The following is an 18,071-nucleotide window of genomic DNA, read 5'->3' as shown; positions in this document are numbered from 1 at the left end:
TCAGCTCCTTAGTGCTTGCGCGGTGCCTGGTACGCCAGCCAGCGGCGCTCGGCCAGCTTGAACAGACGCACCAGAATGAAGGTCAGGGCGAGGTAGATGAGGCCGGCGGTGATAAACGCCTCGAACGGCAGATAGAACCGTGAGCTGACAGTCCGCGCGGCCCCGGTGATGTCGACGAGGGTGACGATGGAGGCCAGGCTGGTGGTTTGCAGCATCATCAGCACTTCGTTGCTGTACTGCGGCAATGCCCGGCGCAAGGCCGACGGTATGAGAATGCGCCGGTACAGGGTCAGGCGGGACATGCCCATGGCCCTGGCGGCTTCGATCTCGCCATGGTGGGTGGATTTCAGGCTGCCGGCCAGCAGCTCTGCGCTATAGGCGCTGGTGTTGATCGCGAAGGCCAGGCAGGCGCAAAAGGTGGCGCTGGAGAGGTAAGGCCAGAGCACGCTTTGGCGCACCGCTTCGAACTGCGCCAGGCCGTAATAGATCAGGAACAATTGCACCAGCATCGGCGTGCCGCGAATCACGTAGGTATAGAGCCAGGCCGGGAAGTTGATCAGCGGCGATCGCGACACCCGCATCAGCGCCAGCGGAATCGCCAACACCAGACCCAGGGCCAGGGAAATCAGCAGGACTTTGAGGGTCAACAAGGCGCCGTTGAAGTACAGCGGCAGGTTTTCCCAGATCAGGTTGTAGTCGAGAATCATGGGTGGCTCCCCTCACAATTCGGCGGCTTTGATGCCGACCGAATAGTGTTTTTCCAGATAGCGCAGCACCAGCAAGGACAGGCTGGTGAGCATCAGGTACAGCGCCGCCACCGCGAGGAAAAACGTGAAGGGCTCGTGTGTGGCATCCGCTGCGTTCTTGGCTTTGAACATCATGTCCTGCAAGCCGATCACCGAGATCAGCGCGGTGGATTTGGTCAGTACCAACCAGTTGTTGGTGAACCCGGGAATGGCGAAACGAATCATCTGCGGTACCAGGATTCGCCAGAACACCTGCGCACCGCCCATGCCATAGGCCACACCGGCCTCGGCCTGGCCTTTGGGGATCGCCATGAAGGCGCCGCGAAAGGTTTCCGAGAGGTAGGCGCCAAAAATGAAGCCCATGGTGCAGACGCCGGCGATATAGGGGTTGATGTCGATATAGCGGGTGTAACCGAGCGCCAGGGCGAGGCGGTTCACCAGGTCCTGGCCGCCGTAGAAGATCAGCAGGATCAGCACCAGGTCTGGAATGCCGCGAATCAGGGTGGTGTAGCTTTCCCCGAGCAGGGCCAGCCATTTGAGCGGCGACAGGCGAAAGGCCGCACCGATCAGGCCCAGGGCAATCGCCAGGGACATGGAGGTCAAGGCCAGGTTGATGGTCAGCCAGGCGCCATCGAGAATGCTCGATCCGTAGCCGTGGAGCATGATGAAGTTCCTCAAGCGAGCGCCGCGAGGCGCGCAGGACAAGCCCCGGCAGACGCCTGCAGGGGCCGGCGCCGGGGTCAGGTTTCAGGTTTCAGGGCGCAGGCTTACTCGCCGTAGATATCGAACGCGAAGTACCTGGCCATCACTTGCTGGTACTTGCCATTGGCGCGGATGGTGTCAATCGCGGCACTCAGGCGCGCAACGTTGGCACTGTCGCCTTTGCGCACGGCGATCCCGGCGCCCCGGCCAAAATATTTCGGGTCGTTGATGTCGGGTCCGGTCAATGCGAAACCCTGGCCCGCCGGTGTCTTGATGAAACTCTCATCGGTGTTGACGATGTCGGCGAGGGTGGCGTCCAGACGACCCGAGGCGAGGTCGAGGAAGGCTTCATTCTGCGAGGAGTAGCGCACCACGACGACGCCGGCTTTTTCCAGTTGCTCAGTGGCAAAGCGATCGTAGGTCGAGGAGCGTTGCACGCCGAGTTTCTTGCCCTTGAGGTCGACCAGAGGGTCGTTGATCACATTGCCGGCCTTCATCGCGAACTTGCCCGGCGTGTGGTAGTACTTTTTGCTGAAGTCCACGGACTTCATCCGGTCTTCGGTGATGGACATCGACGACAGCACGGCATCGATCTTGCGCACTTTGAGCGACGGGATCATGCCGTCGAACTCCTGAATGACCCACTCGCACTTGACCTTCATTTCTTCGCACAAGGCGTTGCCGATGTCGTAGTCGAACCCGCTGACGTTGCCCTCCGGTGTCTTGAAGGAGAAGGGTGGGTAGGCGGCTTCGATACCGATACGCAGGCTGTCTTCGTCGGCATGTGCCAGAAAGCTGAAAGCGCATAGCGCCAGAGCACCTAGAAGTTCTGTCTTGTTCATATTGTTGACTCCCTGGAGGGCGTTGGGGGAACGGGTGCCCGCCATCCGGGTTGGCGCGGTGGATCAGTCCTGTGATCGGCGAGGCTATAAATGACACAATAAAAATCCATATGCAAGATAACTGAAAAAAAACATATCAGTTTCGGTCGTGGCTGTAGGAGCCAGCTTGCTGGCGATGGACGCCAGTGCGCCGCGTTTATCCGGTTAACACGCGTTATCGTTAACGATCATCGCTGGCAGGCCAGCTCCTACAAAATGAAGTGACCTTCAAACCGGTGAAAGAACCCAAAAAAAGATTGTTTGGGGGGGAGGGGGACGAAGGGTGTTACGACTGGGTTGCCGGGGAGTGTCGAGAGGGCGGGACGGATGGCGGAAGTCTTTGTGCCATCCGTCCCAGGGTGCCGGCGGTTATTACTGGCTGGAGCGAACGGCCCCTCCGTCAATCAACAGGTTCTGCCCGGTCAGGTAGCTTGCATGGCTGCTGCAGACGAAGGCGCACAGCGCACCGAACTCCTCAGGTGAGCCGAAGCGTTTGGCAGGAATTTCACGACGGCATTCGTCAAGGAATGCCTCACTGTCTTGCCCCATTTCGTGGGCTGCTGCGACCAGGTTGTCGCGCAGTCGATCGGTGTCGAACGAGCCCAGTTGCAAGTTGTTGATCGTCACATTGCGGCTGGCAATGTTTTCTTGTCGGGCCAGCCCGGCGATGAATCCCGTCAGGCCACTGCGCGCGCCGTTGGACAGGCCCAGGCTTTCAATCGGGGACTTCACGGCGCTCGAGGTGATGTTGATGATCCGGCCAAATCCGCGTGCCGCCATGCCGTCTACCGTTGCCTTGATCAGCTCGATAGGGGTCAACATGTTGGCATCCAGCGCCTTGAGCCAGGCGTCGCGATTCCATTCGCGGAAATCCCCGGGAGGAGGGCCACCGGCGTTGTTGATCAGGATATCGAAATGCTCATGGCCCTTGAGCGCTGCCGCCCGACCCTCGGGCGTGGAAATGTCTCCAGCCACGGCGATGACCGTCACTTCAGGATTTATCGCCCTCAGCTGACGGGCTGTTTCATTCAGCGTGTCTTCGCCCCGTGCGGTGATCACCACGTTCACGCCTTCGGTAACGAGTGCCTGTGCGCAGGCTTTACCCAGTCCTTTGCTGGCGGCGCAAACCAGCGCCCAACGTCCTGCAATTCCAAGATTCATGCGTGATCCACCACTGCAGACAGGTTTGGCGAACGGGCACCGATGCCCATGAAGCGCCGTACCCTTTCACCTTCAGCTTCGCAGCGAATGGTTTCAGGGGCGGCATCGAGTTGAATATTGCCGTTCTCCATGAAGATCACTCGATCGGAGATCGACATCGCAAAGTCCATTTCGTGGGTCACGATCAGCATGGTCATGCCTTCCCTGGCCAGGTCGCGGATCACGTTGAGCACGTCGTTGACCAGTTCCGGATCGAGGGCCGAGGTCGGCTCGTCGAACAGCATGATCTGCGGCTCCATGGCCAGGGCCCGGGCGATCGCCACGCGCTGTTGCTGGCCGCCGGAGAGCTGGTGCGGGTACTTGTGGGCATGGGCCAGCAGGCCGACCTTGTCCAGCAGCGCATAGGCACGATGCTCGCTCAGCTCGCCCGGCTGGCCGTGGTACCGCGGTGCCAGGGTGATGTTGTCGAGGATGGTGCGGTGCGGGAACAGGTTGAAGTTCTGGAACACCATGCCGATGTGCCGCACGCCTTTGCGCAGGCGCGAGCCGTTGGGTTTGTCCGAGGCTTCGATGAACGTTTCGCCGAACAACTTGATATCGCCGGTATCGATGCTTTCCAGGCCGTTGACCGTGCGGATCAGCGACGTCTTGCCGGAGCCGGATGGCCCGATGATCGAGACCACCTGGCCGTAGTCGACATTCAGGTCGATACCCAGCAGCACCTTGTGGGTGCCATAGCTCTTCTGGATGTTGTTCAGTTGCAGGATCGGCGTGGTGTTGTTGCCTGCGGCTTTGCGCGCAATGTCGGGCAAGGCTTCGGCGCTGGCCTTGAACTTGGCGATGGTGGCCGCGTCGAGTGTGTGCGGCTTGCGGAAGTTCAGGTCCAGGTAACGCTCCAGACGCTGCAGGAAATAGCCGAATACGGTGACGATCAACACGTAGTAGACGCCCACCGCCGCCAGGGTTTCCATGACCAGGAAGTTGGTGGCATAGAGGCGTTGGCCGACTGTGAGGATTTCGGTCAGGGAGATGACCGAGACCAGCGAAGTCAGCTTGACCACTGTGATGTATTCATTGATCAGGGTGGGCAGCGAAATACGGAAAGCCTGGGGGATCACGATCAGGCGTTGCATGCCGAGCACGCCGACACCCAGCGCGCGTCCGGCTTCCCTCTGGCCTTTGGCCACGGAAATCAGGCCGCCACGATGGATCTCCGCCATGTACGCCGCTTCAGTGACCACCAGGGCCAGCAGGCCTGCGTAGAAGGGGTTGGACAGAATCGGTCCGCTACCGGGAAACAACTGCGGCAGGTTGTAGACGAACACCACCAGCACCAGCAAGGGGATGCTGCGGAAAAACCAGATGTAGACCGCTGCGGGAATGCGCAGCAAGGGCGATTGGGACAGCTTGGCGGTGGCCAGGACAAAACCCAGCAGCATGCCGATGAACCAGGCCAGGGCACTGAGCTGGATGACCGTGACGCAGGCATTCCAGAAGTCCGGCAGGGAGAACAGGGAGAAGAAATACGACCAATCGAATTGCATGGGACACCTCGATCTGCCGCCCCCGCGCAGGGGCGGCAGATAACCAGACTACAAGGGCAGGTTCTTAGTTGGCGGTCGGTTCTTCCAGGCCGTATTTCTTGAGGATTGCTGCGTATTCTCCGCTCTTTTTCGTTTCCTCGAAGGCTTTTTGCACGGCCTGGTAGGTCTCGTCGTTACCTTTCTTGACGAAGATGCCCAGGGTTTGCTGATAGATCGGATGCTCGGTGGTGATCACGACCCGGCCATTGGTCTTTTCCGCGATCATTTTCGCGGCACCGGCGATTTCAACCTGGGCCTGGATGTTCTTGGACAGCAGGGCCTGGGTCACTTCGGGCGCCGAAGGGTACTCGCTGACGGTGATGGCGCCCTTGTTGTTCGGCACGCAGTATTCGTCGGACAGCTTCCTGAATTCCTTGACCCAGGTCGTGCCCTGTTCCAGGCCCAGCTTCAGGCCGCACAGGTCTTCAGGTTTTTTCGCATTGATCTCGCTGCCCTGGGGCACCATGACCGCGGCGCCGGTGTTGGCATAGGCGATGGTCTGGGCCTGGGTCTGACGCTCCGGGGTGATGTACATGCCGGAAATGATCGCGTCGTACTTGCCGGAGTTCAGGCCCAGGATCAGGCTCGGGAACTTGGTGTCGACGAACTCCACCTTGGCGTTCATGTGCTTGGCCAGTGCCGTTGCCAGCTCGGGGTCCGAACCCACCACATTCTTGTCCTTGTCATAGGACTCGAAAGGAGGGTAGGTGATCTCCATGCCGACCTTGAACGTATCTGACGCGGCCATGCTCACCGAGGCACCGAACATGCCGGCTGCCAATACAGCCAGGCACAAGAGGTTCTTTTTATTGTTTTTCATTTTTACTGACTCCGGCATAGGTAGGGGTTTAGCTGAAAACTTCAATCAGGACGGTTGCGCCTGATTTTTCAAATGTCCGAAACTGGCGGGCTTGCGTGCCTTGCCTGGCAGTTGAACGTCCCCGTTGGCCACCCTCTGGCGCAGATACTGATAGGTCTGCAGCGCCTGGCCATACATGTGTTCGCCGATCGTGATCTCTTCGTAGTCGTTGCCGGCCTGGGCGAACCCGGGCAGTGGTTTGATCTGGGTGTGGTAGTCACAGGCATAAAACAGCGGGAAGGAATAACGCTCCTCCTTCACGCTGCGCACCCGGTGCGCAGTGGCAACGAATGCGCCTGCCGTCATCACCTCCAGCATGTCGCCGATGTTGACCACAAAGGCATCGGCAATCGGTGGTGCATCGATCCATTGTCCGAGATTGTTCATCACCTCGAGGCCGGGTTTGTCGGCCAGGAGGATGGTGAAGCACTCGTAATCAGTATGGGCGCCAAGACCCGGTGCGTCATGGGCGGCACCGTCGTACGGGTAGTGGATCAGACGCAGCTTGGACGGCGGGCGGGTGACCAGGCTGTCGAAGTAGTTTTCTTCCAGGCCCAGGGTCAGGGCGAAGCCGCCAAACAGGCGCCGGCCCAGGGCGAAGATCGCTTCATAGTAGGCCTGCACCGCTGTCTTGAAACCTGCCAGCTGCGGCCAGTCGTTGGGCCCCAGCAAGGGGGTATTGGCCAGCACCAGCGGATCATCGGCCGGGACTTCGAAGCCGACGTCGAAGGCTTCCTTGTGGTCCGGCTTGCCCTTGGAATAGACCTCTTCACCTTCGGGCACAAAACCCTTGTGGGTCTGCGAGGTGCCGATGTAGTGGCGCATCTTGGTGTCGAGGGGCTGGTCGAAAAAGTCCTTGGCCGCCTTGCGCAGGTTGGCGATCAGTTGCGGGTCGATACCGTGATCGGTGATGTAGAGAAACCCGACGTCGCTGGCGGCGCGCCCCAATTGTTCGGCCACGGCCAGGCGGTGTTCCAGTTCAAAGCTGAACAGACCGGCGATGTTGACCACCGGGATGCTGTTGAAGTTGGCTTTGAGTGTGTCAGTGCTGGCGCTGTTGTTTTTATTGTCAGGCATGACGCATCGGCTCCCTAAGGATGGCTTGAGTGGTGGAAACGCTCGAAGTGTTCGCGCTCGGTCTGGCCCATCCACACGTTCAACGACCACAGGTCGGCGACCGGGACATTGGTGAAGGGCAAGTGATGCAGGTAGCCGTCGGCGCCGAACTCCGGCGTCAGGGTGCTGACCTGGTAACCGCGGGCCTGCTGCGAACGCCAGATGCTTTCCCAGTGCTGCTGATGGAAGGCCAGTTCTTTTGCATATTCGGGCGCCGCCGGGTGCGGAACCTGTGGTCCCTGGTCATAACCGACCCGCGCCTGGATATGGTGAACCCGCTCGATGAATGCGCTCAGGTCGTCGGCCGGATCATTCAACAGACGCTCGCAGGTCACGACCCAATGGCTGATGTCACTGGTGAACAGCAGATCGGGCAGTTGCCGGATCAACTCCAGGGTCACCCAGGGATTGAACAGCGAACGCGAGCGATGGGTTTCGAAACTGCAGACCTGACCGTGCTTGCGCGCCAGCTCCAGCGCCTGGCCAAAAAACTCCACCTGTTGCGCCAAGGACCAGCGGTCGTTGCCCGCCAGCACGTTGACGAAGCGCGGGGAGAGTTCGGCGGCCCAGGCGAGCTTCTGGTCGAGGTCATTGAGGTGGACGGCAGGCGTTGCCGACTGATCCGGCAGCACGTCGTAGGCGCTGAAGACGGTACTGATATAGCCCAGGCGGTTGGCCTGGAGAAAGGCGCCAAACTCAGCCCGCTCGCGGGCGTCCAGTGGCAGGCGCGCTTCCATGCCATCAAAGCCCGCTTGCAGCAACTCCTCGAGCGCCTGAGCCTTGCTGGCGGTGTAACCCCACAGCGTACGGAAAATTTCCAGCTTCATCGGTGATCCTCAAAAATCCAGGGCCTGCTGCAAAAGCACTTCGACGGCACCAGGCGGCTGAGCGATCAATGGTTGGTGGCGGCAGAGGACTTCGAAACCGGATCCCTGCGTAACCTGATCCCACTGAGCGATGCCGAGGCTGGTTCGCTGTGGAGCCGATGTTAGGCACAGGCCGAGTGGCGAAAGAATCCGAAAGTTCAAATGAATACTTCAGACTTTCGTCAACCAATAGCTGGCTATTTATCCCGCTGGCAAAGAGGGAATTTGTGGGTGGATACGTGTCTGCGTTGGGTGTTGGCGCGGGGTGCCTTTACTACGACATCATTTTGAAGACTGCCAAGCGACATCGGGTCGCGAGGTGGGCTAGCCGATTGCTGACTGTGCATCGACCGGTTGAATCCACAGCCAAGAGCGTTGCGAGCAGCGCATCGACTGCTCAGGGTCGCGCGCACGCTGGCGGACCCTGAACAAGCCGACGGGATCAGGCGCGAACATTTGGACGAGGCGCTGTAATATCGGTCGACAATGCTCTAGCCGGTGTCACCCCTTGGTCAGATCAACCAACGGCGTCTGCCGCACCTCAGTCTCCCGCCCACCCTGAATCTCGCTCACCTGCTTCAAGGCCTTAACCACAGCCGCCTTATCCGCCAACAAGCTGTAGCTGATGCGGAACTGCTTGTGTTCCTTCGGCCCAATTGTCGGTACCAGGTTCAGTGGCCGCTGATAACGGCGGTTGTAGGAAAAACTTGTCCCCGGCTCCAGCCCCGTGACATAGCCCTGGCCTTGGGTATCGGTGTTTTTCCACAGGGAAAACACGGGCAGTGTCTGAGTGTTGAAGCCGACCGAAACGCCCAGGCTGCCGGCCTTGTTATGCAACACGGTCAACGTATCGCCCTTGGCATCGGCATACGGCACCACGTTGTAAACCGTTTCGTCGTAGTCTTTGGTCGGTGCGCGGTAGGTTTGCCAGTCGGGCAGATCACCCTTGGCCTTGTCGTTGAACGGCGAAACCTGTTTCACCGGCGCGGCGAAACGAGCGCCCTGCTCCAGGAACGGGGTGCTGAAGTTACTGTGATACAGCGCCTGGTATTCCTTCGGATAGTCGCCGTCGTTGGTCAGGGTGTCGTTGAGGGCGAACACTACGCTGCCAGGTTCGGTGACCAGTTCGGTCGCGACGGAGAACTCGACCTTCTTGAACGCCTGCTCTTTCAGTTCGCCGCGCAGGATGATGGCGTACGGTGGTTTTTCATCGATGTGCAGGGTGACTTTGTTCGCAGGAATGTTGGCGGCCCGACCGTGCAAGGTCAGCAGTTCGCCATTGTCGACGCCGGGGTGGCCGACCCATTCGTATCCGCAGCGGGTGACCAGCTCATTGAAACCTTCCAACCAGCCCAGACCACCGCGGCCATTGAGTTCGATGAAGGACGGATTGACCACTTCCTTGACCGGCGAATCCCAGCCCATGCGCACATTGCCGACCGAGGCCTGCAAGACGTTCATTCCGCGAGTCGGCACTACCGAGAGTTTCATCGTGCCGTTATCGATGTCGACGATGCTGACGCCCTCCTGCCGACCGCCGTGCAGGGTGCGCAGGGTAACGCTGAATGGTTTTTCGGTTTTTATGCCGAGTTGCTGGCTGGTGATCTGCCAGTTCTGGGCGGCTTTGTCGGTGTCGAGCAGAACGTAATCCCAGGCCATGGCGTGGGAGGCAGCGGACAGTGCGCTGAGGGCAACAAAGAGTTTGAGCGAGGTCATGGCAGCAGCCTTTCTTGGAGTTGTGCCATTTTTATAGACTTGAAGAAACGTTTCAGCAAGCTTAAAAATCGACACAACGCTGGTAAATGCCAGGAAAGATTTGGGACAAATCGGAAAATTGAGTCGATGGCAATCTCGGCAAAGACTCAGCGAAGCCGATCAATCTCATGCCGGAGATCCGCCGCAATCTCTTTCGCAGACACCGCCACCGGCTCATCCGGATGCATGCTCAACCCGGCACTGAAACGTTTATCGAACAGGCCCCTAAAGTGCTGGGTACTTTCACGCAACGCGCCGTGAAAAGTGCTCAGTTGATCGGCCAGTAACCGCGCCTCGCTCGCCAGATGCTCTTCGCGGGTGGCGAGGTTGCCAGTGTCCAGCGAGCGCAGGGCAAACACGGTACTGCCGCTGATAGCAGATTGCTGCCTGTCGGGGGCACCCTTTGTCCCCCATTTCAAGGACATCAAGTCATGGTCACGGCAGCTCCGTTAGTGTGATCGCCTTCAGCAAGCATTTGCTTAAGGCGTTCACGCTCTTTGGCTCCTGGTAGGACCCCAATCGTCGTCGCCTCCAGCACCGTGACTCCCTGCGCGTTGAGAATCCGGACTTCGGCTTTTGCATGACCACGTTCATCGATGTCAGCGATGAGCCAGTGACAGGTGATGGGCTCGCCTGGATAAACCGGTCGTTTGAATTCGAAACTCATCCCTGTCGCCAGCCAGCCGATTTGCCCGCCAATTTCGGTGACGAGGCTGGCGGTCAGAAGGCCATGGGCAATGGGCGCCTTGAACCTGCGCAGTTCCGCGTAGCGCGGATCGCAGTGAACGGGGTTGTAGTCTCGAGAGATTTGCGCGAACTGACGAATGTCATCCTCTGTAAAACAGCGGACTATGGTGAATCGGTCACCGACCTGGAGACCTTCGGCGGCTCGTTCTCTCGGGCTTTTCATAAGCGCTCCATGGTAGCGGTGAAGCAGTGGCTGAAACGTAAAATGCATTGCCGATCAAGGATCAACCGCGGATCTGTTCGATCAGCAGTACCAGCGCGATGATGATCATGGCGGCTCCAGAAAATCGGCTGACTCGTTGAGCGGCCGCAGGGCGCGCCCGAAGAATAACTTGCGAGCCAAATCCCACCAGCAGATAGATCACGCCACAACTGACAGTGTGGACGAGTCCCAACGCAATCATTTGCATCGGTACGGGCCAGGGAGCGGTCGCGTCGGCAAATTGAGGCAAGAGCGCCAGGAACAGCAGAAACACTTTCGGATTCAGCCCGCTCACGCAAAGTCCCTTGAGCGCCCAGCGCTTCCATGAGCCCGACGCCTGAGTTTCATCCGCATGAGGTGTAGAAGGGCGGGCAAGCATGTTGGCGCCCAACCAAAGCAGGTAACCCGCTCCGGCAACCGTAAGCCCCGACAAGGCCACAGGATTGTTGGCGACTAATGTGCCCACACCGCCGGCAACAATCATTGTGGCGATCAAATGGCCGGATAACAGACCGCCCACTGCGGGCAGGACGACTCGATGCTTCAACCCTGCCGAAATCGCGTAGGCCCAATCGGCGCCCGGCGTGATGATGAACAGAACCGATACTGCCCAGAACGCAACGAAAACGCTAAAGGTCATGACGCTACCTGCTCCTTGAGTCAAAGGCCGCATCTGCCTCGTTTCCAGCGCTGCGCGGCAATGAATGATTGAAGGAAGAATAATGAAATCTTGTTAGAATTTACTTGCAAAGATGGTCATCAGAACGGCTCTGTTTGGGAGATTCTTCTATATGGACAGGATTGATCGAAAAATTCTTTCCGAGCTACAAAAGGATGGTCGCCTGTCGGTCACCGTACTGGCCGAGCGCGTGGGCCTGAGCCTTTCCCCGTGCCATCGGCAAGTCAGGGCCTTGGAGGAGTCTGGAGTGTTGCTGGGTTATCGCGCACGACTGGACCCCGGCGCACTTGGCCTGAACTTTTCCGCCATGGTGTTTGCCACACTTCGGGAGGGTGACAGGCAAGCTGTAGAAGCTTTCGAGACGGCGCTCGTCGAAATACCCCAGGTGGTCGATGCCCAGCGTCTGTTTGGGGAGCCGGACTACCTGCTGCACGTGGTAACCCAGGATCTGCCGGCCTTTCAGAGACTTTACGATGAGAGCCTCTCGACGTTACCCAACGTGCAACGGCTGACTTCGACGCTCGTCATGAAACGGGTCGTCCAGGACAGGCCCCTTCCTTTCTGATGGACAGGCTGCATGTGGTTCTTTATGAGCGTCGGGAGCGACCGCTTTGGCCGTTCCATGTCGGTCACGGCTGGCCGCTTTTGGCTGCAGTCCTCTCGACTCATGGCTGTCAATCTCCCAAGACGCTACGCTCGCAGGCACGCTCCTTTAAGTACAGACGATGCCGATATGAAACACCTGCTTGATCGTTTACGTGGCTGGGCCAGAAACCTGAAACGACAGACGATGGTTCTCTGGTTTTGCTACCAGCATCCGCAAACCCCCTGGTTACCCAAATGGATTTCGGTTTTTGTCGTGGCGTACGCACTGAGTCCAATCGACCTCATTCCCGATTTCATTCCGGTGCTTGGGTATCTGGACGATGTGATTATTTTGCCGCTTGGCATTCTGCTCGCTATTCGCTTGATGCCAGTACAGGTGCTCGAGGAGTGTCGGTTCAAAGCGAGTGAGTGGGAGAAAAGCCACAGGAAGCGGCCAGCGAACAGAATTGCTGCGGTGATTGTTGTATTGGTCTGGCTCGTTGCTGCGGGCAGTTTGGCAGCTTGGTTGCTGTGAGCCGGGGTTATTGCTCAACCCATGCGTCAGTGCTGATTCTATTTTTTTGAACTCGGGCTGAAAGCACTTATCCAAAAAAATATGTGGGAATGTTTCCCACGCAACGATGCCAACTGGCTCTGAGGGATCGTGCGTATACCGCAATAGCTCGTCAATGTTGCAGATTGATGGCTGTGCCGGTTGGCCGGCTGCTCCAAGGGGCGGCCGGGAACTCACTGGACATTGCGTTCGATACGGAGATGGGTTCGCAACTCCATGCGGAGGTGCATCATGCTGCTCAAGAAATGTTTATTGGCTCTGGCAATCGGTGGAGTCCTGTCGGCATCGACTGTCCTGGTGCCCGATTACATCGGTAGTTTCTCCAGCGTGTATGCCAAGGATGGCGGCAGCGGTGGAGGCGGTGGTGGTCACGGTGGCGGTAATGGCGGTGGCGGAAACGGCGCTGGTGGTCACGGTGGCGGTGACGGCGGTCACGGTGCCGGCGGCCATGGAGGAGAGGGTGGCGATCATGGTGCCGCAGGCCATGACGGTGACGGTCATGGAGGCCCGGGACGCGGCGACGCTGACCATGGTGGTGTAGCCGGGAACAAAGGTCCGGGCAATGCCCATGACAACGACGCGGACGACGCTGACAACGATGCCGCGGATGCAGCCAGGGACGCTGCAAGGGCTGATGCCAATGCCGCCCGGGACGCGGCAAGAGCGACTGCGGATGCAGCTCGTGATGCGGCAAAAGCAACCGCAGATGCCGCTCGGGACGCCGCCAGGGCTGAAGCAGATGCCGCCCGGGATGCCGCAAGAGCGGCTGGCGTAGCGGACGATGACGCAGATGCTGCCAGAGACGCTGCCCGTGCCGCTGCGGATGCTGCGAGGGACGCGGCCAAGGCCGACGCAGATGCCGCCCGGGATGCTGCCCGGGCTACCGCGGATGACGCTCGGGACGCCGCCAAAGCCGACGCGAAGGCAGCCAGAGAGGCCGCCAAAGTTGAGGCGAAGGACGCCAGAAGGGATGTGGCGGATGCTCCTGACGAAGCGGATTTCGACGCGGTCGAGGTAGAGAACTGAGCCTGTACGTTCTGCAATGAACACGGCAGGCATACCGTAGAAAACGTCCCGCGAACTTGAGGGACGTATCGGCAAAGAGTCGCAAGCCCTGGAACGTCATGGGTTTGCGACTTTTTTCGGCTATCGAGCCAAATCTCTACAGTCAGATCGACCGCTGATTCACGCGCTGAGTCAGATCTTGCGCGGACTCTTTGCGTTCCGAGTAGCGGTCAACCAGGTCGGGGCGATCCCGTAGCAGCAGGGTGAATTTCACCAGTTCCTCCATGACATCCACCACCCTGTCGTACAGCGATGAGGGTTTCATGCGATTGGCGTCGTCAAACTCCAGAAAAGCCTTTGGCACCGAAGATTGATTGGGGATGGTGAACATGCGCATCCAGCGTCCCAGCACACGAAGCTGATTCACCACATTGAAGGACTGGGAGCCGCCGCAGACTTGCATGACCGCGAGGGTTTTTCCCTGGGTTGGGCGAATGGCTCCCAACGCCAACGGCACCCAGTCGATTTGCGCCTTGAACACTGCAGACATCGAGCCGTGGCGCTCTGGTGAGCACCAGACCTGTCCTTCAGACCACTGCATCAGTTCGAGCAGTTCCTGGACTTTCGGGTGATCGGAGGGCGCGTCGTCCGGCAGCGGCAGGCCGGATGGATTGAAGATCCGCGTCTCGGCGCCGAAGTGTTCGAGCAACCGGGCTGCTTCCTCGACCAGCAGGCGACTGAACGACCGCGCACGAGTCGAGCCGTATAACAACAGGATGCGCGGCTTGTGCCGGTCGTTGCGTCCATGGGCGATGGGTGGGGTCAGTGCCGTGTCGAGATTGGGCAAGGAATGGGTCATAAGGGCTCCGGTCAAAGCGTGCCGATGCGTTCGAGTTCGCGCTTCAATGCATCGCGGTCAAGTTGTGCAAAAGGCAGTTCGAGGAATGCCCGGCAGCGCGTTTCGATACGCGCCAGGGTTGAGTGGAACGCCGCCGCTATCCGTGCTTCATCGCCCGTTATGTCCGAGGGGTCTTCCAGGCCCCAATGGGCTTTCAGTGCCGGTCCGAAGTACACCGGGCACGCTTCGCCGGCAGCCTTGTCGCAGACCGTGATGACGATGTCCGGCGGGTTGGCTTCGAAAGCCTCGTTGCCTTTGCTGCTCAAGCCGTCGATGGCAATGCCGGCCTCTTGCAAGGTGCTCAGGCTGCGGGGCAGCACCTGTCCCTTGGGGAAGCTGCCGGCACTGATCGCCTCGAAGCCTTCTGGCGCGAGATGGTTGAACATGGCTTCGGACAGGATGCTGCGACAGCTGTTGGCGGTACACATAAACAGAACGCGCATGGTGACTCCTCTTTGCAGGCGCACAGGGCTAGACGCTCAGGCGCAAGGCCAGGGCAGACAAGGTGATGAGCAGGATCGGCAGCGTCAGGACCACGCCGACCTTGAAGTAGTAACCCCAGGTAATGCGGATGCCCTTGCGCTCCAGAACATGCAGCCAGAGCAGGGTGGCCAGGCTGCCGATGGGGGTGATCTTGGGGCCCAGGTCAGAGCCGATGACATTGGCGTAGATCATGGCTTCACGCACTACGCCGGTGGCGTCACTGGCTTGAATCGACAGTGCGCCCACCAGCACGGTGGGCATGTTGTTCATGCCCGATGACAGCAAGGCCGTGAGCAGGCCGGTGCCCAGCGCGGCGCCCCAGATGCCGAACTCGGCCATGCGGTTCAGGGCCATGGTCATGTAGGTGGTCAGTCCGGCGTTCTTCAGCCCGTACACTACCAGGTACATGCCCAGGGAAAAGATCACGACCTGCCAGGGCGCCTCACGCAGCACCCGGCGGGTGGAAATCACATGCCCGCGCGCCGCCACGGCGAACAGCAGCGCGGCACAGACCGCTGCGATGGCGCTGACCGGAATGCCCAGGGGCTCCAGGGCAAACAGCCCGACCAACAACAGGGCCAGAACGATCCAGCCGACGCGGAAGGTCAGGGGATCACGCACGGCGCGTCGCGGATCCATCACGTCATCGAGCGCGTAGTGCCGGGGAATGTCACGGCGGAAAAACCGGTACAGCACCACAAGGGTGGTCGCCACGGCAACCAGATTGACCGGCACCATGATGGCCGCGTATTCGGCGAACCCCAGGTCGAAGTAGTCCGCCGAAACGATGTTGACGAGGTTGGACACCACCAGGGGCAGGCTCGCCGTGTCGGCGATAAAGCCGGCCGCCATGACGAACGCCAGGGTGGACGCTGGCGAAAAACGCAGTGCGAGCAGGATTGAAACAACGATGGGGGTCAGGATCAGGGCGGCGCCGTCATTGGCAAACAACGCGGAGACGCCGGCCCCCAGCAGTATCGTGAAGACGAACAGGCGTCGCCCGTCACCCTTGGCCCAGCGTGCCACATGCAAGGCGGCCCACTGGAAGAACCCGGCCTCATCGAGCAACAGGCTGATGATGATCAGCGAGATGAAGGTCGCGGTGGCGTTCCAGACAATGGCCCACACCAGCGGAATATCGTGCAGCGTCACGACGCCGGCCAGCAGGGCCAGAACCGCGCCCAGGGAGGCGCTCCAGCCGACGCCCAGGCCCTTGGGTTGCCAGATGACCAACACCATGGTGAGCAGGAAAATGGAAAACGCAGTCAGCATGTGGATTCTCGACGGTTGAAGGGTCAGCAGCAGGCGGCAGTGTTGAGAGGGCGGTCGCCCATAGCGTTCAGGCGAGTGCTGTTGTCCTCGAGCCAGTCGGCGTTCGCTGCCAGCGTGGTCTGCAGAACATCACGCACCCACGCGGGCAGATCAGGGTTGAGCCGGTAATACACCCATTGCCCCTGGCGACGGTCCAGAAGCAGGCCGCATCCGCGAAGCTGGGCAAGATGGCGGGAAATTTTCGGCTGGCTATCGTCCAGGGCGCAGACCAGTTCACACACGCATAACTCGCCTTCACGGGCGATGAGCAAAGTGGCCCGGGCGCGGGTTTCGTCGGACAGGCATTTGAATACGACGGCAGGGTTGAGCATTGGCGTGGCTCTGTACATATGGTTATTCGAATATACGTTTATCCATATGTTGTGTGCAAGTCGACAAGGCTCAAGAAGGGCGGGGATGTTCAGGTATGCGATAGACTTGCGCTGTTTCCAGACAAGGCAAAGGAGATGCAGTGCATGGATTCATTTAACGTTCGCGAGCTGAAAACCACTGACGCTGAGGCTTTACTGGCGTTCGAAATCCGCAACCGTGAATGGTTCGAATCGCATATCGATGCGCGCGACCCTGCGTTTTATTCGTTGCGCGGTGTCGCCGAACATATCGATAGCTATCTGTCGGGTTTGGCCAGCGGCGCCTGGCACCCGTTTGTCATCGAGGACTCAAGCCAGACAATCGTTGGTCGAGCCAATCTGAAAAGCATCGACCTGGCGATGGGGTCTGCCGAAGTGGGCTATCGGATTGATCAGCGCGTGTGCGGGCAGGGGTTGGCAACACGGGCGCTGAGGCATCTGATCCAGCAGGCACGGGTGCGCTGGGGACTTGCGCAACTGGTGGCCTATGCCTACAAGGAAAACCTGGGCTCCAGAAAGGTACTGGACCGGTGCGGATTCAAGCTTGAGCAACCTTGCCGTGACGACAGCCCGGGCCGCGAAGAGCGATTCGTCCTGTCGTTTCAATAGTTCTGCAAGCCCGTAGCAGGTTGCTGCGGGCTACTCCTGATCCTGATCTGCCGCCACCTCCTGCCAGCTGTCATCGGGGTCAAAGCGCTTCATCGCCAGCGCCAGTTTTTCACCTTCGGGCCCCAGGTCCTTTTCGAACACCTGGCCTTCGTGGCTGATCATGAAGCTCATCACCCCGGTGTCGTTGTATTTCGCCGGCCAGGCGATCAGGGCAAAGCCGCGGCTCATCTTGTCGCCGATGAGGTAACTGTAGGCGCCACCCGGTGCCGAAGGCCCCTGGCCATGAAGGATGCGGAAGCGGTAGCCATGCCATTCTTCGTCGGCAATGGCTTTGCCGAACGAAGGCCCCAGCGGGCTGATCTGGCCGCTATCGTCTGGTGCCCAATAGAGTCCGTCGTGCTTGCCGGGGGTGCTGAAGATTTTCTGCGCATACTCGAGTGCGCCATCACCGTCCCGATCGACTGACGCATAGTCCATCTGGGCGTCGTGATAGGCCAGCACCGATTGCACCGCGTCGAGTTCATTGCGGCCGATCTCGCGTGCGCGGATCTCGGCACTGCCGGCCTTCAAGTCGAAGCGCCAGCCGCTCGCCACTTTGACCAAGGGGATCGGCAGTGTCCAGTTCTCGGGGCCGACCGCCAGGATGCCCTTGTCGTCACCGCTTTTTTCAATGTGGTGTTGCTCGCGGTACTGCTGCAAAAACGCATCGACGTCTTTGCGCTGCACGCCTTCACGCGGGATGTAGTTGTGCCAGTCACTACCGAGCAGTTCCGTCAGGCGTGCCTGGTCGGCGTGTTCCGTACCCAGTGCCTGGACCAAGGCTTCTGCAGCCTTTTCCGGGGTTGGAAAGGCCTGCTGCGCCGTCGCCATACACGACCACAACAAGCCGGCAGCTACCGCAAGGACAGGAGGCAGCAAGCCCATGAGTCCTTTCATTC

Annotated in this window: 20 protein-coding genes and 2 pseudogenes; 5 read left to right on the top strand and 17 right to left on the bottom strand. The window is 59.6% G+C overall.

The window, feature by feature from the left end; all coding sequences use genetic code 11:
• Positions 1-8 precede the first annotated feature (8 nt).
• The 8 genes from KW846_RS08555 to KW846_RS08520 all read right to left on the bottom strand — a co-directional run bounded on the left by KW846_RS08555 (position 9) and on the right by KW846_RS08520 (position 7,875).
• The gene (locus tag KW846_RS08555) at positions 9-707 is read right to left on the bottom strand and encodes an ABC transporter permease (protein WP_218481951.1); all 699 of its coding nucleotides are present in this window, start codon (positions 705-707) and stop codon (positions 9-11) included.
• Between the two features lie 12 nt (positions 708-719).
• On the bottom strand, positions 720-1,409 hold the full coding sequence (locus KW846_RS08550; protein WP_007978261.1) for an ABC transporter permease: 690 nt from the start codon (positions 1,407-1,409) through the stop codon (positions 720-722).
• A 104-nt stretch (positions 1,410-1,513) separates the two neighbouring features.
• Positions 1,514-2,290 carry an ABC transporter substrate-binding protein gene (locus KW846_RS08545; RefSeq protein WP_218481950.1) on the bottom strand — a complete coding sequence of 259 codons (777 nt, stop codon included), beginning with the start codon at positions 2,288-2,290 and terminating at the stop codon, positions 1,514-1,516.
• 411 nt (positions 2,291-2,701) lie between these two features.
• Positions 2,702-3,490 carry an SDR family oxidoreductase gene (locus KW846_RS08540; protein WP_218481949.1) on the bottom strand — a complete coding sequence of 263 codons (789 nt, stop codon included), beginning with the start codon at positions 3,488-3,490 and terminating at the stop codon, positions 2,702-2,704.
• Entirely contained in the window at positions 3,487-5,034 is a 1,548-nt protein-coding gene (locus tag KW846_RS08535) for an amino acid ABC transporter permease/ATP-binding protein (protein ID WP_218481948.1), read from the bottom strand. Before KW846_RS08535 ends, KW846_RS08540 begins: the two co-directional genes overlap by 4 nt.
• A 64-nt stretch (positions 5,035-5,098) precedes the next feature.
• Positions 5,099-5,893: an ABC transporter substrate-binding protein gene (locus KW846_RS08530; RefSeq protein WP_116582686.1), complete on the bottom strand. Its 795-nt coding sequence runs from the start codon at positions 5,891-5,893 to the stop codon at positions 5,099-5,101.
• A 45-nt stretch (positions 5,894-5,938) separates the two neighbouring features.
• A complete protein-coding gene (locus tag KW846_RS08525; RefSeq protein WP_218481947.1) occupies positions 5,939-7,009 on the bottom strand; it encodes an isopenicillin N synthase family oxygenase in 1,071 nt (356 codons plus the stop codon).
• 14 nt (positions 7,010-7,023) lie between these two features.
• Positions 7,024-7,875 (bottom strand): sugar phosphate isomerase/epimerase, encoded by an 852-nt coding sequence (locus tag KW846_RS08520; RefSeq protein WP_116582688.1) that lies wholly within the window; start codon positions 7,873-7,875, stop codon positions 7,024-7,026.
• A gap of 414 nt (positions 7,876-8,289) precedes the next feature.
• On the opposite strand from KW846_RS08520, the pseudogene KW846_RS08515 reads away from it, so the two are divergent.
• Positions 8,290-8,388: pseudogene (locus KW846_RS08515) on the top strand (hypothetical protein); the annotation flags it as partial.
• Positions 8,389-8,415: 27 nt separating this feature from the next.
• Here KW846_RS08515 and KW846_RS08510 read toward each other — a convergent pair.
• From KW846_RS08510 to KW846_RS08495, 4 genes and pseudogenes are all read right to left on the bottom strand, one after another.
• Positions 8,416-9,630: an aldose 1-epimerase family protein gene (locus KW846_RS08510; protein ID WP_218481946.1), complete on the bottom strand. Its 1,215-nt coding sequence runs from the start codon at positions 9,628-9,630 to the stop codon at positions 8,416-8,418.
• A gap of 197 nt (positions 9,631-9,827) precedes the next feature.
• Positions 9,828-10,094 (bottom strand): annotated as a pseudogene (locus tag KW846_RS08505) (hypothetical protein); the annotation flags it as partial.
• Positions 10,094-10,579, bottom strand: a complete 486-nt coding sequence (locus tag KW846_RS08500) for a MaoC family dehydratase (protein WP_218481945.1) — start codon at positions 10,577-10,579, stop codon at positions 10,094-10,096. The pseudogene KW846_RS08505 and the gene KW846_RS08500, both read right to left, overlap by 1 nt.
• A 61-nt stretch (positions 10,580-10,640) precedes the next feature.
• Complete coding sequence (locus KW846_RS08495) at positions 10,641-11,258, bottom strand: LysE family translocator (protein WP_218481944.1); 618 nt, start codon at positions 11,256-11,258, stop codon at positions 10,641-10,643.
• Positions 11,259-11,409: 151 nt separating this feature from the next.
• On the opposite strand from KW846_RS08495, the gene KW846_RS08490 reads away from it, so the two are divergent.
• The 3 genes from KW846_RS08490 (at position 11,410) to KW846_RS08480 (ending at position 13,482) form a co-directional block, all read left to right on the top strand.
• Positions 11,410-11,862 (top strand): Lrp/AsnC family transcriptional regulator, encoded by a 453-nt coding sequence (locus KW846_RS08490; RefSeq protein WP_218481943.1) that lies wholly within the window; start codon positions 11,410-11,412, stop codon positions 11,860-11,862.
• A 168-nt stretch (positions 11,863-12,030) separates the two neighbouring features.
• Entirely contained in the window at positions 12,031-12,417 is a 387-nt protein-coding gene (locus KW846_RS08485) for a YkvA family protein (RefSeq protein ID WP_218481978.1), read from the top strand.
• 270 nt (positions 12,418-12,687) lie between these two features.
• The gene (locus KW846_RS08480; RefSeq protein WP_218481942.1) at positions 12,688-13,482 is read left to right on the top strand and encodes a hypothetical protein; all 795 of its coding nucleotides are present in this window, start codon (positions 12,688-12,690) and stop codon (positions 13,480-13,482) included.
• A 142-nt stretch (positions 13,483-13,624) separates the two neighbouring features.
• On the opposite strand, the gene arsH is transcribed toward KW846_RS08480, so the two are convergent.
• The 4 genes from arsH to KW846_RS08460 are packed head-to-tail and all read right to left on the bottom strand — an operon-like array spanning position 13,625 to position 16,485.
• Positions 13,625-14,320 (bottom strand): arsenical resistance protein ArsH, encoded by a 696-nt coding sequence (gene arsH, locus KW846_RS08475; protein WP_218481941.1) that lies wholly within the window; start codon positions 14,318-14,320, stop codon positions 13,625-13,627.
• 11 nt (positions 14,321-14,331) lie between these two features.
• Positions 14,332-14,802 carry an arsenate reductase ArsC gene (locus KW846_RS08470; RefSeq protein ID WP_102674275.1) on the bottom strand — a complete coding sequence of 157 codons (471 nt, stop codon included), beginning with the start codon at positions 14,800-14,802 and terminating at the stop codon, positions 14,332-14,334.
• 28 nt (positions 14,803-14,830) lie between these two features.
• A complete protein-coding gene (locus KW846_RS08465; protein WP_007978309.1) occupies positions 14,831-16,114 on the bottom strand; it encodes an arsenic transporter in 1,284 nt (427 codons plus the stop codon).
• A gap of 23 nt (positions 16,115-16,137) precedes the next feature.
• Positions 16,138-16,485, bottom strand: a complete 348-nt coding sequence (locus KW846_RS08460) for a metalloregulator ArsR/SmtB family transcription factor (RefSeq protein WP_218481940.1) — start codon at positions 16,483-16,485, stop codon at positions 16,138-16,140.
• Between the two features lie 144 nt (positions 16,486-16,629).
• Here KW846_RS08460 and KW846_RS08455 point away from each other — a divergent pair, with 144 nt between their 5' ends.
• A complete protein-coding gene (locus tag KW846_RS08455; protein ID WP_218481939.1) occupies positions 16,630-17,133 on the top strand; it encodes a GNAT family N-acetyltransferase in 504 nt (167 codons plus the stop codon).
• A gap of 30 nt (positions 17,134-17,163) precedes the next feature.
• On the opposite strand, the gene KW846_RS08450 is transcribed toward KW846_RS08455, so the two are convergent.
• Positions 17,164-18,057, bottom strand: coding sequence for a DUF2950 domain-containing protein (locus KW846_RS08450; RefSeq protein ID WP_218479758.1), 894 nt, complete (start codon positions 18,055-18,057; stop codon positions 17,164-17,166).
• Between the last annotated feature and the right edge of the window lie 14 nt (positions 18,058-18,071).

The organism is Pseudomonas sp. PDM32 (genome assembly GCF_019219225.1).
Taxonomy (GTDB): domain Bacteria; phylum Pseudomonadota; class Gammaproteobacteria; order Pseudomonadales; family Pseudomonadaceae; genus Aquipseudomonas; species Aquipseudomonas laurylsulfatiphila.
The sequence above is the reverse complement of the archived record's forward strand: the minus strand, read 5'-3'. Positions and strand labels throughout refer to the sequence as shown.